This is a genomic window from Rhodopseudomonas palustris, assembly GCF_013415845.1.
GTDB lineage: Bacteria > Pseudomonadota > Alphaproteobacteria > Rhizobiales > Xanthobacteraceae > Rhodopseudomonas > Rhodopseudomonas palustris_F.
This window is the reverse complement of sequence record NZ_CP058907.1, coordinates 3110644-3124364: the sequence shown is the minus strand read 5'-3', so window position 1 is coordinate 3124364 and position 13721 is coordinate 3110644. Positions and strand designations below refer to the sequence as shown.

Here is a 13721-nt window from a genome sequence, read left to right as displayed (position 1 = left end):
ATCGCTTGCCGCCGGCGGCGGCGACCCAACCGGAAACGCACTCATGATCAAACGTCTCCTGATCCCGACCTACGGTCTCCTGAGCTATGCCGTGTTCCTCGTCTCGATGATCTACGCGCCCGGCTTTTTCGGCAACACGCTGGTGTCGAAATCCATCGACGTCGGCGCCGCGTCCAGTCCGGGCCAGGCCGTCCTCATCAATCTGCAACTGATCGGTCTGTTCGCGATCCAGCACAGCATCATGGCGCGCCAGCGCTTCAAGCAGTGGTGGGCGAGGCATCTGCCCGCACCGTGCCAGCGCAGCACCTACGTGCTGCTGACGAGCCTGCTGCTTCTGTTGCTGTTCTGGCAGTGGCGGCCGATTCCGGTCGTGGTCTGGAGCACCAGCGGTATCGCCGCTTGGCTGCTGGTCGGGCTGTATTGGCTGGGCTGGGTGCTGGTTTTGGCGTCGACCCACATGATCGATCACCTCGATCTGTTCGGGCTTCGCCAGAGCTTCTCAGCGATGCGCGGCACCGAGCCTTTGCGCCCAGCGTTCCGGACGCCCTTGCTGTACAGGTTGGTGCGGCACCCGCTGATGCTCGGCTTCCTGATCGTGTTCTGGGCGACGCCCGAGATGACGGCGGGTCATCTGCTGTTCGCGGTCGTCATCACGATCTACATCCTGATCGCGCTGCAATTCGAGGAGCGCGACCTGATCGCCGAATTCGGCGCGACCTACCAGCAGTATCGGGAGCGGGTTCCGATGTTGCTGCCTCGTGTCCTCCGCCGGACCGCCGCCGGCCGGGGCGGCGACGTGCCAGACGAGAGCAGGGCGACTGCCTCGCCTCCATCCGGAGGCTGAGCCGGCCGGCGAGGTGCTGAACGAACTGCCGGCGACCCGACCGGAGTCAGCGATCGAACTTGTACGACGCCTGCACGAAGGTGCCGTAGCGTTCGACCCGGATCGGCAGCAACTGGGTGGGCACCGGACTGCCGAAGCCCGCGGTCTCGACGTCGGTCGCCCACATCGCCCAGTAGCGGCCGCCGACGCCGACATTGAATGTCGGCGTGATATCGTAAGTCAGGATCGCTTCGAGCTGAACGCCGCGGCCCGTGCCCCAGGCAGGGGAGTCCTTGCTCGCAACATCGGTGCGGGCGTGGTGGATATCGAGCGCTGAAATATGCGTGTAGGGCAGGTAGGCGGCATCGATCAGCAGCTTGGTGTTCGGCGCGACAGCCAGAGTGCCGTTCGCGCCGATCCGCAGCGAGTGCCAGTCTTCATACTGGCTGATCGAGATTCCCTCCGACGATCCGCAGAATGCCGTGGGAATAGCAAGCGCGATCTGGCGGCAATTGAACGCGTCCTTGCGGTCGCGATAGAAGTTGTAGCCGGCGAACACGCCGAGCTTGCCGAACGCGTCGCCGAACAGATCGATGCCGACATCGAGCGTCGCGTAAGCGATGGTGCCGGTGACCTTGTTGTGATCCGTGTTGGAATACGCCGTGGCGTTTTGCTGATCGGTCGGGAACCAGTCTTCGTCGTTCATCTTGCCGGCTACCAGTCCGCCGCCGCCGGCAAATCCCTTCAGAAACAGCCTGTGTGGGCTGTCGATCCGCCAGAATACTTCGCCGGAATGACCTTCGCTCTCATAAGTGAGCCGCGACACCAGATGCTCTTGCTGGGCGTTGATGGTGTTCAGGGTCAGGTCGTTCTGATAGCGGCCGTGGCTGTACCAGTAGCGCGCCCCGACATCGAACTGCCAGGCCGACCAGGAGGTGCCGGCCGGCGCCTTCACAGGTAGCAGCGCGACCGAGTCGAATGCGCCGTCGCCGCGGCCGAAGTAATAGTTCAGCCCGAGCTTGATCAGGTGCATGTCCTGACGGATCTGCGTTGGTGCTCCGGCGGTGTCGACCAAGGTCCTCGGGTTGAACGGTGTCTGCAGAAAGCCGCCGCCGGGACCGTCGATTCCGCGGTGACCGAAATTGGCGTAGTCGTATTCGGCGCGCACTGCCCAGCGTGACGACAGTGCGTGTTCGATGCCAGCGCCTACGGTCCAGCCCCAGCGTGTGGTGTCGAGCTCGGCCGACGGTTGATTGAGATAGTCGGGCGCGTTGGTCGTCATCCGGAAGTTGCCGAACAGAAACGCGCCGCCGCCTTTGACGTACATCAGCGAGCGGCCGTCGGGGCCGAACGCGTGGCCGAGCCGGCCGGTGAGGGTGCCCACCACATGCTCGCGGACGCGGCAATTCGCTGAGACGAATTGGCCGGAGTAGGCCAGACAGGTGTTGGTGCCGTCGGCATCGATCGCCGACGCATCGACTTCGACGCCGAGCACCCAGGGCGAGCCGTGCACTTGCCAGTTGTAGCCGGCCTGCAGGCCGGCGAGGGCTTTAGGTGCGCGCACGGTGTCGCCGTAGATCGACGGCCCAAACGGGTTGTCGACCTTGGCGGTTCCAAACCCGGCACCGAGATGGCCGCCGAGATAGAAGCCGGTCCAATTCCAGGCGGTGATGGCCTTGGTCGCCGGTGCCCGCGACAGATCCGCAGCCTCCGCCGCGCCACAACTCACCGCCAGCACGGCGGAAACACAAATGATCGAAGTGCGCACGGCCTTGCCCCCAAAGTCGCCATCGCCGACGCGGCAACACGGCCGCCTGTGTGACGGCGCGTGTCCGCGAATCGAGACTGCAGTTTACGGACGAGGAGTTCAGTTTGCGAACTCGGTAACCTCCGAGCCGGTCCGAATAATTTGTTCGGACCGGAGCTGCGCTGGCGACTACTTGGTTCCGAGTCGCACCTTGAGGCGGCCGGCGAGATCCTGCACGAACTGCCAAGCGACGCGGCCGGAGCGCGAGCCCCGCGTGGTCGACCATTCCAGAGCTTCGCGCTCGAGCTGTTCGTCGTCGATCGCGATGTCGTAGTGGGCGCAGTAGCCGCGCACCATCGCCAGGAATTCATCCTGGCTGCATTTGTGGAAGCCGAGCCACAATCCGAACCGATCGGACAGCGACACCTTCTCTTCGACCGCTTCGCCGGGATTGATCGCGGTCGAGCGCTCGTTCTCCATCATGTCGCGCGGCAGCAGATGCCGCCGGTTCGACGTCGCGTACAGGATGACGTTGTCGGGGCGGCCCTCGATGCCGCCTTCGAGCACGGCCTTGAGCGATTTGTATGAGGCGTCGTTGCCGTCGAACGACAGATCGTCGCAGAACACGATGAATCGGAGGTCGGAAGCGCGCAGCAGCGTCATCAGCGCCGGCAGGCTCTCGATGTCTTCGCGGTGAATCTCGATCAGCTTCAGCCGGCCGGCGACGTCGGGCCGCGCGTTGACATGCGCGTGAGCGGCTTTGACCAGCGACGATTTGCCCATCCCCCGCGCGCCCCACAACAATGCGTTGTTGGCGGGCAGGCCGGTGGCGAACCGCTCGGTATTTTCGATCAGCGTGTCGCGCATCCGGTCGACGCCCTGCAGTAGCGACAGATCGACCCGGCTGACCTTTGGAACCGGCGCGAGCCACCCCTCGGGCTGCCAGATGAACGCGTCGGCCGAATTCAGCGCGGCATCGGCCGGAGCGGCGGAAGTGCCCGCCAGGTGGGCGGAAATGCCCTCCAGAGCGTGGGCGATCCGCTCCAGCAGTGCGCCCTCGAGGGATGCGCCGGGAGGCGTCGCCGGCGGGCGGCGCTTTGCCGCCGGTGCGCGGGCGGGCTTGCGGGCGGCGGACTTCGGGGCGGCTTTGGCGGGGCGGGATTTTGTCTTTTTGGCCATGCTTGCACTTCCTGATGCCGCAGCCATATCGGGCTGTGCCACCCCCGGCAACCCACGGAAATGAGAGCGCAATGAGCGGGGTGGCGACGTTGCAATTGGGACCGCGGCGGTTATAGTCCGCGCGAATTTGCGCCCCCCGGCCGACGCTTTCCGCGCCGGGCCGGCTCGCTTGCTTTCACGGGGAATCCGAATGTTCGTTACGCCCGCTTACGCCCAGGCTGCTGCTGCCGGCGGCGACGCCAACAGCATGATCATGTCGCTGCTGCCGTTCGCGCTGATCTTTGTCATCATGTATTTCCTGATCCTGCGTCCGCAGCAGAAGAAGGTCAAAGAGCACGCCGAGATGGTGAAGAACATTCGCCGCGGCGATACCATCATCACCTCGGGCGGTCTGGTCGGCAAGGTGACCAAGGTGATCGATGACGATACCGTCGAATTCGAACTCGCCGACGGGATTCGCGCGCGCCAGATGCGCCAGATGATCACCGGCGTCCGCGCCAAGGGCGAACCGGTCAAGGATGCTCCCGAAGCCAACGGCAAGGCCAAGGGCAAGAAGGACAAGGACGCTCCGGCCAAGACCGAGGGCGACAAGACCGAACCGGCGAAGGACGACACCGCGTCGAGCTGATGCTTGGACGCTTCGCCTCTTTCGGTTTCTGACGGGACAACTCGATGCTTTATATCTCACGGTGGAAGGCGCTGGCGATCATCCTGACGGCGCTGGCAGTGTGCCTTTGCGCCGTTCCCAATTTTTTCCCCGAGAGCACCGTCAAGAGCTGGCCGAAATGGGCGCAGCGTCACTTGGTGCTCGGCCTCGACCTGCAGGGTGGCTCGCACATCCTGCTCGAGGTCGACGCCAATTCGGTGAAGAAGGACAAGCTCGATTCGGTTCGCGACGACGCCCGCCGGGTGCTGCGCGAAGCCCGCATCGCCTACACCGGTCTCGCGACCAAGGGCGACTCGGTCGAAGTCCGGATCAGCAAAGACACCGACGTTCCGGCCGCACTCGCCAAGCTCCGTGAGCTGTCGCAGCCGCTCGGCGGTCTGCTCGGCTCCAACGGCCAGCGCAGCCTTGAAGTCTCCGACGCCGGCGGCGGCTTGATCCGCCTGACGGTGCCGCAAGCCGCGATCGCCGATCGTGTCCGTCAGTCGGTCGACCAGTCGATTCAGATCGTCGAACGCCGCGTCAACGAACTCGGCACCGTCGAGCCGCTGATCCAGCGTCAGGGCGCCGACCGCATTCTGGTGCAGGTGCCCGGTCTGCAGGATCCGACCCGGCTGAAGGAACTGCTCGGCAAGACCGCCAAGCTCGACTTCCGGATGGTCGACAGCTCGGTGTCGGGCGATCAGGCGATGGGCGGCAACGTCCCGCCGGATTCCGAACTGCTGATGAGCGCGTCGTCGCCGAAGCAGCCTTACGTGATCAAGAAGCAGGTGCTGGTGTCCGGCGCCGATCTCACCGACGCGCAGCCCGGCTTCGACCAGCGCACCGGCGAGCCGATCGTCTCGTTCCGCTTCAACACCAACGGCGCCCGCAAATTCGCCCGCGCCACCACCGAGAACGTCGGTCTGCCGTTCGCCATCGTGCTCGACAACGAGGTGATTTCCGCGCCCGTGATCCGCGAGCCGATCACCGGCGGCTCCGGCCAGATCTCCGGCAGCTTCACGGTGCAGGGCGCCAACGACCTTGCGATCCTGCTGCGCGCCGGCGCGCTGCCGGCACCGCTGACGATCATCGAGGAGCGCACCGTCGGTCCGGGCCTTGGACAAGACTCGATCGAGAAGGGCGAACGCGCCGCCTATGTCGGCTCGATCCTGGTGATCGTATTCATGTTGCTGACCTATCGGCTGTTTGGCGTGTTCGCCAACCTCGCGGTCGCGGTCAACGTTGCGATGATCTTCGGCGTCCTGTCGCTGCTCAATGCAACCCTGACGCTGCCCGGCATCGCCGGCATCGTGCTCACGGTCGGCATCGCGGTCGACAGTAACGTGCTGATCTACGAGCGCATCCGCGAGGAGATTCGTGCAGGCAGAAACGCGATCTCGGCGATCGACGCCGGCTTCAAACGCGCGCTGGCGACAATTCTCGATTCCAACATCACCACCTTCATTGCCGCCGCCGTGCTGTTCTATATCGGCACCGGTCCGGTGCGCGGTTTCGCGGTGACGCTGGGCATCGGCATCATCACCACGGTGTTCACCGCCTTCACTTTGACCCGACTGATCGTCGCGACCTGGGTGCGCTGGAAGCGGCCGCACCACGTGCCGATCTGACGCATCGAATCCGAGAGAGCCACACGTGACACACTGGATTTTGGTCGGGCTGGGCGTTCTGATCGTGGTGCTGACGGTCGTCAGCATCTTCGGCTGGCTGCCGTCGCTGCGCATCGTTCCCGATAACACTCACTTCGATTTCACCCGCTTCCGCCGCATCAGCTTCCCGATCTCGGCGGTGCTGTCGATCGCCGCGATCACGCTGTTCTTCACCCACGGGCTGAATTTCGGCATCGACTTCCGCGGCGGCACGCTGCTCGAAGTTCGCGCCCATTCCGGCGCGGCCGATATCGCCGGCATGCGCGATACGCTGAGCAAGCTCAGTCTCGGTGACGTGCAGTTGCAGCAGTTCGGCGGTCCGGCCGAAGTGCTGATCCGTATCGCCGAGCAGCCCGGCGGCGACCAGGCGCAGCAGGTGGCAGTTCAGAAGGTGCGCGCCGCGCTCGGCGACTCGGTCGACTATCGCCGCGTCGAAGTGGTCGGCCCGCGCGTCTCCAGCGAGCTGCTCGCGTTCGGCATGCTCGGCCTGATGGTCGCGATCCTGGGCATTCTGGTCTATCTCTGGTTCCGCTTCGAATGGCAGTTCGCGCTCGGCGCGATGATCGCCAACGTCCACGACATCGTGCTGACGATCGGCTTCATGTCGATCAGTCAGGTCGACTTCGACCTGACCTCGATCGCGGCGCTGCTGACTATTCTCGGCTACTCGCTCAACGACACGGTCGTGATCTACGACCGTATCCGCGAGATGCTGCGGCGCTACAAGAAGATGCCGATGCCGCAGCTCCTGAACGAGTCGATCAACTCGACGCTGTCGCGCTCGATCATCACCCACGTCACGGTGACGCTGGCGCTGCTCGCGCTGCTGTTGTTCGGCGGCCATGCGATCCACTCGTTTACCGCGGTGATGATGTTCGGCGTGGTGCTGGTCGGCACCTACACATCGATCTTCATTGCGGCGCCGATCCTGATCTATCTGGGTGTCGGCACCCATCGGCTCGATGAGCCGGCAGAGAAGCCGGCCAAGCCCGAGCCGGTGGCGCCGCCCGCTGCTGCCGAAGAGATCCCGGCCCAGTTCGTCGAGCCTGAACCGGCCGCGCCGGCATCCAAGCCGGCGAAGGCCGGCAAGCCGAAGAAGCGATAATGACCTTAGCCGGGCAGGCCGCCGTTTAAGGTGGCCGGCCCTGGCGGGGTGAACCGTTGCAGTGCCACCGCACTGACGCGCAGGCGCCGGTCGTTGCGATCGGCGCAAATCTGTAAGGTGCCGCCGCATGACGCCAACGCTCGACGAGGGACGCTAGCTCGTGGCGCAGCGCTCAGAGATTCCTCATTTTCCGCGAACGGCCGCGATCGATGCCTATGGCAAAGGCGGGTTCTACTTCGCCGACATGTCGCATCAGGGATCGCTGCTGTTCCTGCCGGATGCGGTGTGGGGCTGGGACGTGACCAAGCCGGAGCAGATCGACCGCTATAGCCTGCAGCGGGTGTTCGATAACGCCAACGCGATCGACACGTTGATCGTCGGCACCGGCGCCGACGTCTGGATCGCGCCGCGGCAACTGCGCGAGGCACTGCGCGGTGTCAACGTCGTACTCGACACCATGCAAACCGGTCCGGCGATCCGGACCTACAACATCATGATCGGCGAACGGCGGCGCGTTGCGGCAGCGCTAATTGCGGTGCCATGAGCGAGCCCGCCGCTAGCACCAGCGCTGCCGCGTTCTGCGCCGGCTTGGTGCGCGAGGCCAACTTCGACCGTTACGCGGCGACGCTGTTCGTCCCGCCGGAGAAACGCCGCTCGCTACTCGCGCTCGCTGCCTTCAACGCGGAGATCGTGCGCGTGCGCAGCCAGGTCAGCCAGCCGCTGCCCGGGGAGGTCCGGCTGCAGTGGTGGACCGATCTGCTCGCCGGCACCGCGCATGGCGGCGCCGAAGGCAATCCGGTCGCGGCCGAACTGACGCGCGCGATCGCCGAGCATGCGCTGCCCGTCGAACCGCTGACGCGGCTGATCGAGGCGCACATTTTCGACCTCTACAACGACCCGATGCCGGACTGGACGGTGCTCGAGCCGCATCTCGTCGAGACCGAGGGCGCGCTGATCTCGCTGACCGCGCGGGTGCTCGCGCAGGGCGCCGGGCAGGCTTCGGACGCGGTCGAGCACGTGGCGCGGCACGCCGGCGTCGTGGTCGGAGTCGCGCGCATCGTGGCGCGGTTGCCTTATGATTCCGCGCGTCGCCAGCTGTATCTGCCGAACGATGTGCTGCAGCGGCACGGCTGCGATTTGGAGCAGGTGTTCAGCGGCCAGTCGACCGCGGCGCTGCGTGCTGCTCTCACTGAGGTGGTCGCTGAGGCGCGCAAGCATCTCGATCAGGCGTTTCAGGAGCTGATCGAGCTGCCGGCAGCGGTCCGCCCAGCCTTTTTGCCGCTTGGGCTCGCACGCTGCGATCTCAACAGACTCGCGGGGCCGGAGCGCGATCCGTTCACTCCCTTCGAGCGTTCGCGCCTGGCGACGTTGTGGACGCTGTGGCGGGCGAGCCGAAGCAAGCCCTTTCGCTAGGGCCGGATCGCTGGCGACGTCCGGCTGCTACGCCGCCTTCGGCAGCTTCAGGTGCGCGGCGATCCAGGCGTCGATGTCGGCGAGGGCGCGAGCGCTGAGCGCCTGCTTCTTGGCAACCGATTTTTCCGGGCCGCGCAGGCGCTTGCCGTCCGGCCCCTTTGTCGGCGGGTTGGCGAGTGGCGGGAACAGGCCGAAGTTGATGTTCATCGGCTGAAACGAGCGCGGACCGGCGTCGATTGTTTCGATATGGCCGCCGGTGATGTGGCCGAGCAGGGCGCCGAGCGCCGTGGTCGGCGGCGGCGGGGCCAGCGACTGGCCCACCAGGTCGGCCGCAGCGGCCAGTCCGGCGAACAGTCCGATGCTCGCGGATTCGACGTAACCCTCGCAGCCGGTCATCTGCCCGGCGAACCGCAGCCGCGGCGAAGCGCGCAGCCGAAGGCTTTCATCGAGCAATTTAGGCGAGTTCAGAAACGTGTTGCGATGTAGCCCGCCAAGCCTTGCAAATTCAGCGTTTTCGAGTCCTGGAATAGTACGGAAAACGCGCAGTTGCGCGCCGTGCTTCAACTTGGTTTGGAAGCCGACCATGTTGTACAGCGTGCCCAGCTTGTTGTCCTGCCGGAGCTGGACGATGGCGTAGGGCTTCACCGTCGGGTTGTGCGGATTGGTCAGGCCGACCGGCTTCATCGGGCCGTGCCGCAGCGTCTCGCGGCCGCGCTCGGCCATCACTTCGATCGGGAGGCAGCCGTCGAAATACGGCGTGTCCTTCTCCCAATCCTTGAAGTCGACCTTCTCGCCCTCGATCAGCGCGTCGACGAAGGCGTCGTACTGCTCGCGGGTCATCGGGCAATTCAGATAATCAGCGCCGGTGCCGCCAGGGCCGACCTTGTCGTAGCGCGATTGGAACCAAGCGACCGACATATCGATCGAGTCGCGGTGCACAATCGGCGCGATCGCGTCGAAGAACGCCAGCGCGCTCTCGTCGGTGAGGCCTCGGATCGCGTCGGCGAGCGGTGCTGAGGTCAGCGGGCCGGTTGCGATCACGACGTTGGTCCACTCCTGCGGCGGCAAGCCGTCGATCTCCTCGCGGCAGATCTCGATCAGGGGGTGCTCGGCCAGTGCCTTGGTGACTGCGGCTGAAAAGCCGTCGCGATCGACTGCGAGCGCTCCGCCGGCCGGGACCTGATTGGCGTCGGCCGCCTGCATGATCAATGAGCCAAGCCTGCGCATCTCAGCGTGCAGCAGCCCCACCGCGTTGTTGGCGGCATCGTCGGAGCGGAACGAATTCGAGCACACCAACTCGGCAAGACCATCGGTCTTGTGGGCCTCGGTGGTCCGGACTGGCCGCATTTCATGCAGCACAACCCGCACACCGGCGCGGGCGATTTGCCAAGCGGCTTCCGAGCCGGCGAGGCCGGCGCCGATGACGTGAACGACGGGTGAGGCGGGGGCTGTTCTGCTGGTCATCGGCTACAGCTAGCGCGATTCAGCCGCGGGTCAAATCCGTTTCAGGCCCGGCCGCACGGCTCAAAGCCTCGCACAAACGACAACGCCCGCCAGGAGGCGGGCGTTGGCCGTAGAAGGCAGAAACAGGCGGTACGGGTCAGCCGTTGTAGTGACCCGAAGCGACGCGCGGGATGTCCGAACGGTCAAGTCCGATGTCGGCCAGTTCGCGATCGCTGAGCTGGGACAGCTCAGCGACGTTACGCTGATAGTCCCGGAACGCGCGGATCGCGCGGATAAGCGAAAGCAGCATTGGATGGTCTCCTTGTCCACGATTCAGTTCTTCGGAAGAACCGAAGCGTCGAAAGGAATATAGGCGACGAGTCGCGAAATCAGCAGCGTAAATGCTGCACCGCAGCTAATCCGTCAGTGCATACCGCCGGGAAGGAATGATTAACCCTTCTGCGCTGGCTCGCCTCCGAGATCTGTTCTCAGCTTGGGGCGGAGGACGAGATGATCTCGCTCCTCGGGGCATTCCGAGCTGAAATATAGTGCATTTTCGCCGCAATCTGGTTCCGGTCTCCGCCTCGCACGCCGTCTCACCGGAAATCTAGTGCCGATCAGCTCCGCCGTCCGAGTTAAGACCTTCGGACAATCTGGTCCGTTCCCATGCATTATACGCATAAATACGGAGGTCGTGAATGAGTATTCAGGCCGGATCGAGGGATTTGATCTGCCGCAATGCACAAAACGGCCGCCGACCTCTGAGAACGATCGGCGGCCGAGGTGGGGAGCTTGCCGATGAGTCGGCTCAGGTCCCGTTGCGCTTCCACTGGAACAGGTTGGCCGGGAAATCCGCCGCCGATCGCTTGAGGGCGCGGGTCGGCGGGATCTGCGGCGGATTGGGATTGGGCTCGACCACCTTTCGATAGAGGTGCCAGGTGGCGTGCCCGAGCAGCGGCACCACCACCGCCAGCCCCAGGAACGCGGGGATCGACCCAATCACCAGCAGCACCGCGACGATCGCGCCCCAGGCGGCGATCGGCAGCGGATTGACCGCCACTACCCGCAGCGAGGTGGCCATCGCATCGCCGATGCCGGCATGCCGATCCAGCATCATCGGGAACGCCACCACGCTGAGGCACAGCGCCGCCAGCGCGAACAGGAAGCCGACGCCGCAGCCGATCAGCATCAGGCTCCAGCCCTCCGGCGTGGTCAGCACCCGCCGCACGAAATCCGGGATCGCGGCAGCCGGCGCGTAGCCGAACAACGAGACGTAGATCGCCTGCGCGGCCGCGATCCAGACCAGAAACAGCGCCAGCAGGATGGCGCCAAGGCCAAGCATCGCGCCGAGCGACGGCGACCGCAGCACTGCCAGGGCGTCCGACGCCGAGGCCGGCTGGCCGAGCTCGCGGCGCCGGCTCAGTTCATATAGCCCGAGCGCGGCAAACGGGCCGAGCAGTGCGAAGCCGGCCGCGAGCGGAAACAGCAGCGGCAGCACTGCGTAGCCGTGCACCAGGCGCGCCAGCACCAAACCCAGCACCGGATAGATCAAGACCAGCATCACCGCGTGGCTCGGCACCGCCTTGAAGTCGTCCCAGCCTTGCCGAAGCGCCGCGCCGAGGTCGGCCAAGCCGATGCGATGGACGACGGGGGCGGGATCGTCCGCAGCGATGGCGGGTGGAGCAGATGAATAGGTCGTGGCCATGCGTGTCGTCCTCCCATGATCGACATGATGATCACCGGCCGTTACGCCGAGGACGGCGGGCCGGGCGCTTCTTGCGCGGAACGAAACGATCAGAAGGGGCCAGACGCGAGAGCACGAACGAACTGGTCTTGTGACCTGATCTTGCCGCGACCTGTGATGGTATCCTAACGCCGCTTATCGTCCTTCGTTGCTCAAGCTTTGGTGAGTAAAGATGCTGCAGTGCGGGGTGTGCATTGTTCAGCTTCGACGCGGACGGTTGGGACGAGTCGATACCAGCCGCCGTGCAGAAGACTCGGCAGTCGCTGATCCGGCGTGGAACTCATGCGGCCTGCTCGCTGTTGAAGCCGACGATGCATGGCATCGCAACAGGGGGAGTGAGCATGAGTATTTTCGGCAAGATCATGAGCGCGATTTTCGGCGACAGCGCCGCTGCGTCACCGGGCGGCGCGCAAGCGCCCGCGACAACCGGTGCAGCGGGCACGGCGCCAACCGCGCCGCAGTCGACCGCCGCGCCGTCGATTGATGTGGCGCCGATCCTCGACAAAGCGGTGAAGGCCAAAGGCGAGAAGCTGGAGTGGCGCACCTCGATCGTCGATCTGATGAAGGCGCTCGATATCGACTCCAGCCTGTCGGCCCGCAAGGAGCTCGCCAAGGAGCTCGGCTACAGTGGCGACATGAACGACTCGGCGTCGATGAACATCTGGCTGCACAAGCAGGTGATGAGCAAGTTGGTCGCCAACGGCGGCAAGCTGCCGCCCGAGATCAAGCACTAACAGTTCTGCTTTGAAGGAAAAAGAAACGCTCTTTGGACTGCTCGCAACGGGCAGAACCTCATGGCGAGGAGGCGCGAAGCGTCGTCTCGAACCATGCGCCGCAAGGCCATGTGGTGCCCAATTGCGGGAACTCGCGTGAAGGGCCTTAGGGCGTTCAATTGACGATGAGTTCGGGATGGCCGGGCTATGTCCCGGCCATTCACGCCCTTTGTGCGGTTTCCGCTGCAATACGCGGGTGCCCGGCACAAGGCCGGCATCAGGAGTCGAAGCGAAAGCGCCCGATTTGATAGCGGTGCTGTGAACTACGACTCGAAAATCCGGAACACCGCGCTGGTAGTCACCAGCAGCTTGTCGCCAGCGAGCGCTTCGGCGTCGATGAAGGCGAGGCTCCGGGACAGCTTCTTCATCGTGGTGCGGCCGGTGATCCAGCCGCCGGGCTCGATGGTGGCGATGAAGCGGCTGTCGAGCGACACCGTGGCGCAGCGCCGCTGACCGGCCAGCACCACCGAGAATCCCAGAATGGTATCGAGGAAGCCGAGCAGCGCGCCGCCATGCAGCACGCCGTTGGGATTGCCGTGGCGGTCGTCGCTGAGGAAGCCGAATTCCGGCTGTCCGTCGCCGCTCTGCCGCCAGTAATACGGGCCGTTGGTACCGATATAGCCGTCCTGAACGGCGAATGGTTGAAAGCCCGGCGGCGGCGAAACGGTCATGTTGTCGGCTCCTGCGGAGCGCGGCCGCAGGAGGTCACTGGCTGGACCGGCGTGCCGCGCACAGTGGAACCGATGCCACAGCCCGCGGCCGTGGGCAATTGCCGGACCGCAGCAAGCGGCCCGGCTGAGATCTCAGGCAGTGAGGTCGGCGTATTCCGGATGCGCGTCGAGAAAATCGGCGACGAAGCCGCAGCCGGCGCTGACCTTGGCGCCCTCGGCACGGATCAGATCGAGCGCGCCGCGCACCAGGCGCGAGGCGATGCCACGGCCGCGCAGCGGCGGCGGGGTCTCGGTGTGGGTGATGACGACGCGGCCGCCTGTGCGGCGATAATTCGCGAACGCGATCTCGCCATGGGCGTCCAGTTCGAAGCGGTTCAGCGCCTTGTTGTCGCGCACGTTGGCTGCGGCCGTAGTCCCGCTCATGACGTCTCCTCAATTTCAAAGTCCGGTACGCCGGCGAGAGCCGGTGTGCCGTTGGCTGTCAGGTGATGCCGGCCCCGTTGATGTCAA

Annotated in this window: 14 protein-coding genes; 7 read left to right on the top strand and 7 right to left on the bottom strand. The window is 65.0% G+C overall.

The features are described 5' to 3' along the window. Window positions 1–43 precede the first annotated feature (43 nt). Window positions 44–844: a methanethiol S-methyltransferase gene (gene mddA, locus HZF03_RS14295; RefSeq protein WP_119017211.1), complete on the top strand. Its 801-nt coding sequence runs from the start codon at window positions 44–46 to the stop codon at window positions 842–844. Window positions 845–890: 46 nt separating this feature from the next. On the opposite strand, the gene HZF03_RS14290 is transcribed toward mddA, so the two are convergent. Continuing rightward, the gene (locus HZF03_RS14290) at window positions 891–2591 is read right to left on the bottom strand and encodes an outer membrane protein (RefSeq protein WP_119017195.1); all 1701 of its coding nucleotides are present in this window, start codon (window positions 2589–2591) and stop codon (window positions 891–893) included. 168 nt (window positions 2592–2759) lie between these two features. Next, entirely contained in the window at window positions 2760–3749 is a 990-nt protein-coding gene (locus HZF03_RS14285) for an ATP-binding protein (protein WP_119017196.1), read from the bottom strand. 190 nt (window positions 3750–3939) lie between these two features. Here HZF03_RS14285 and yajC point away from each other — a divergent pair, with 190 nt between their 5' ends. From yajC to HZF03_RS14260, 5 genes are all read left to right on the top strand, one after another. Continuing rightward, a complete protein-coding gene (gene yajC, locus HZF03_RS14280) occupies window positions 3940–4377 on the top strand; it encodes a preprotein translocase subunit YajC (protein WP_011158383.1) in 438 nt (145 codons plus the stop codon). 44 nt (window positions 4378–4421) lie between these two features. Beyond that, on the top strand, window positions 4422–6023 hold the full coding sequence (gene secD / locus HZF03_RS14275) for a protein translocase subunit SecD (RefSeq protein WP_012496283.1): 1602 nt from the start codon (window positions 4422–4424) through the stop codon (window positions 6021–6023). Between the two features lie 25 nt (window positions 6024–6048). Continuing rightward, on the top strand, window positions 6049–7167 hold the full coding sequence (secF, locus tag HZF03_RS14270) for a protein translocase subunit SecF (RefSeq protein ID WP_119017197.1): 1119 nt from the start codon (window positions 6049–6051) through the stop codon (window positions 7165–7167). A gap of 160 nt (window positions 7168–7327) precedes the next feature. After that, window positions 7328–7711 (top strand): Mth938-like domain-containing protein, encoded by a 384-nt coding sequence (locus HZF03_RS14265; RefSeq protein ID WP_011158380.1) that lies wholly within the window; start codon window positions 7328–7330, stop codon window positions 7709–7711. Continuing rightward, window positions 7708–8580, top strand: coding sequence for a phytoene/squalene synthase family protein (locus HZF03_RS14260; protein ID WP_119017198.1), 873 nt, complete (start codon window positions 7708–7710; stop codon window positions 8578–8580). Before HZF03_RS14265 ends, HZF03_RS14260 begins: the two co-directional genes overlap by 4 nt. A 27-nt stretch (window positions 8581–8607) precedes the next feature. Here the strand turns inward: HZF03_RS14260 and trmFO are convergent, their stop codons facing one another. The 3 genes from trmFO to HZF03_RS14245 all read right to left on the bottom strand — a co-directional run bounded on the left by trmFO (window position 8608) and on the right by HZF03_RS14245 (window position 11728). Beyond that, window positions 8608–10044, bottom strand: a complete 1437-nt coding sequence (gene trmFO / locus HZF03_RS14255) for a methylenetetrahydrofolate--tRNA-(uracil(54)-C(5))-methyltransferase (FADH(2)-oxidizing) TrmFO (protein WP_011158378.1) — start codon at window positions 10042–10044, stop codon at window positions 8608–8610. Window positions 10045–10180: 136 nt separating this feature from the next. Further along, entirely contained in the window at window positions 10181–10333 is a 153-nt protein-coding gene (locus HZF03_RS14250) for a DUF1127 domain-containing protein (RefSeq protein ID WP_012496279.1), read from the bottom strand. A 498-nt stretch (window positions 10334–10831) separates the two neighbouring features. Continuing rightward, complete coding sequence (locus HZF03_RS14245) at window positions 10832–11728, bottom strand: DUF2189 domain-containing protein (RefSeq protein ID WP_119017199.1); 897 nt, start codon at window positions 11726–11728, stop codon at window positions 10832–10834. A gap of 380 nt (window positions 11729–12108) precedes the next feature. Between HZF03_RS14245 and HZF03_RS14240 the strand changes: the two genes are divergently transcribed. Next, complete coding sequence (locus tag HZF03_RS14240; protein ID WP_119017200.1) at window positions 12109–12501, top strand: DUF3597 domain-containing protein; 393 nt, start codon at window positions 12109–12111, stop codon at window positions 12499–12501. A gap of 302 nt (window positions 12502–12803) precedes the next feature. Here the strand turns inward: HZF03_RS14240 and HZF03_RS14235 are convergent, their stop codons facing one another. Both HZF03_RS14235 and HZF03_RS14230 read right to left on the bottom strand, forming a co-directional pair. Next, complete coding sequence (locus HZF03_RS14235) at window positions 12804–13211, bottom strand: PaaI family thioesterase (protein ID WP_011158375.1); 408 nt, start codon at window positions 13209–13211, stop codon at window positions 12804–12806. Window positions 13212–13343: 132 nt separating this feature from the next. After that, on the bottom strand, window positions 13344–13634 hold the full coding sequence (locus HZF03_RS14230) for a GNAT family N-acetyltransferase (RefSeq protein ID WP_011158374.1): 291 nt from the start codon (window positions 13632–13634) through the stop codon (window positions 13344–13346). Window positions 13635–13721: the final 87 nt, after the last annotated feature.

What these genes read in the sequence shown, in the direction of transcription:
- mddA (WP_119017211.1), top strand. Translation starts at nt 44, where the DNA reads ATGATCAAACGTCTCCTGATCCCGACCTACGGTCTCCTGAGCTATGCC.
- HZF03_RS14260 (WP_119017198.1), top strand. Translation starts at nt 7,708, where the DNA reads ATGAGCGAGCCCGCCGCTAGCACCAGCGCTGCCGCGTTCTGCGCCGGC.
- HZF03_RS14285 (WP_119017196.1), bottom strand. Translation starts at nt 3,749, where the DNA reads ATGGCCAAAAAGACAAAATCCCGCCCCGCCAAAGCCGCCCCGAAGTCC.
- HZF03_RS14235 (WP_011158375.1), bottom strand. Translation starts at nt 13,211, where the DNA reads ATGACCGTTTCGCCGCCGCCGGGCTTTCAACCATTCGCCGTTCAGGAC.
- yajC (WP_011158383.1), top strand. Translation starts at nt 3,940, where the DNA reads ATGTTCGTTACGCCCGCTTACGCCCAGGCTGCTGCTGCCGGCGGCGAC.
- HZF03_RS14230 (WP_011158374.1), bottom strand. Translation starts at nt 13,634, where the DNA reads ATGAGCGGGACTACGGCCGCAGCCAACGTGCGCGACAACAAGGCGCTG.
- trmFO (WP_011158378.1), bottom strand. Translation starts at nt 10,044, where the DNA reads ATGACCAGCAGAACAGCCCCCGCCTCACCCGTCGTTCACGTCATCGGC.
- HZF03_RS14240 (WP_119017200.1), top strand. Translation starts at nt 12,109, where the DNA reads ATGAGTATTTTCGGCAAGATCATGAGCGCGATTTTCGGCGACAGCGCC.
- HZF03_RS14250 (WP_012496279.1), bottom strand. Translation starts at nt 10,333, where the DNA reads ATGCTGCTTTCGCTTATCCGCGCGATCCGCGCGTTCCGGGACTATCAG.
- secD (WP_012496283.1), top strand. Translation starts at nt 4,422, where the DNA reads ATGCTTTATATCTCACGGTGGAAGGCGCTGGCGATCATCCTGACGGCG.
- HZF03_RS14245 (WP_119017199.1), bottom strand. Translation starts at nt 11,728, where the DNA reads ATGGCCACGACCTATTCATCTGCTCCACCCGCCATCGCTGCGGACGAT.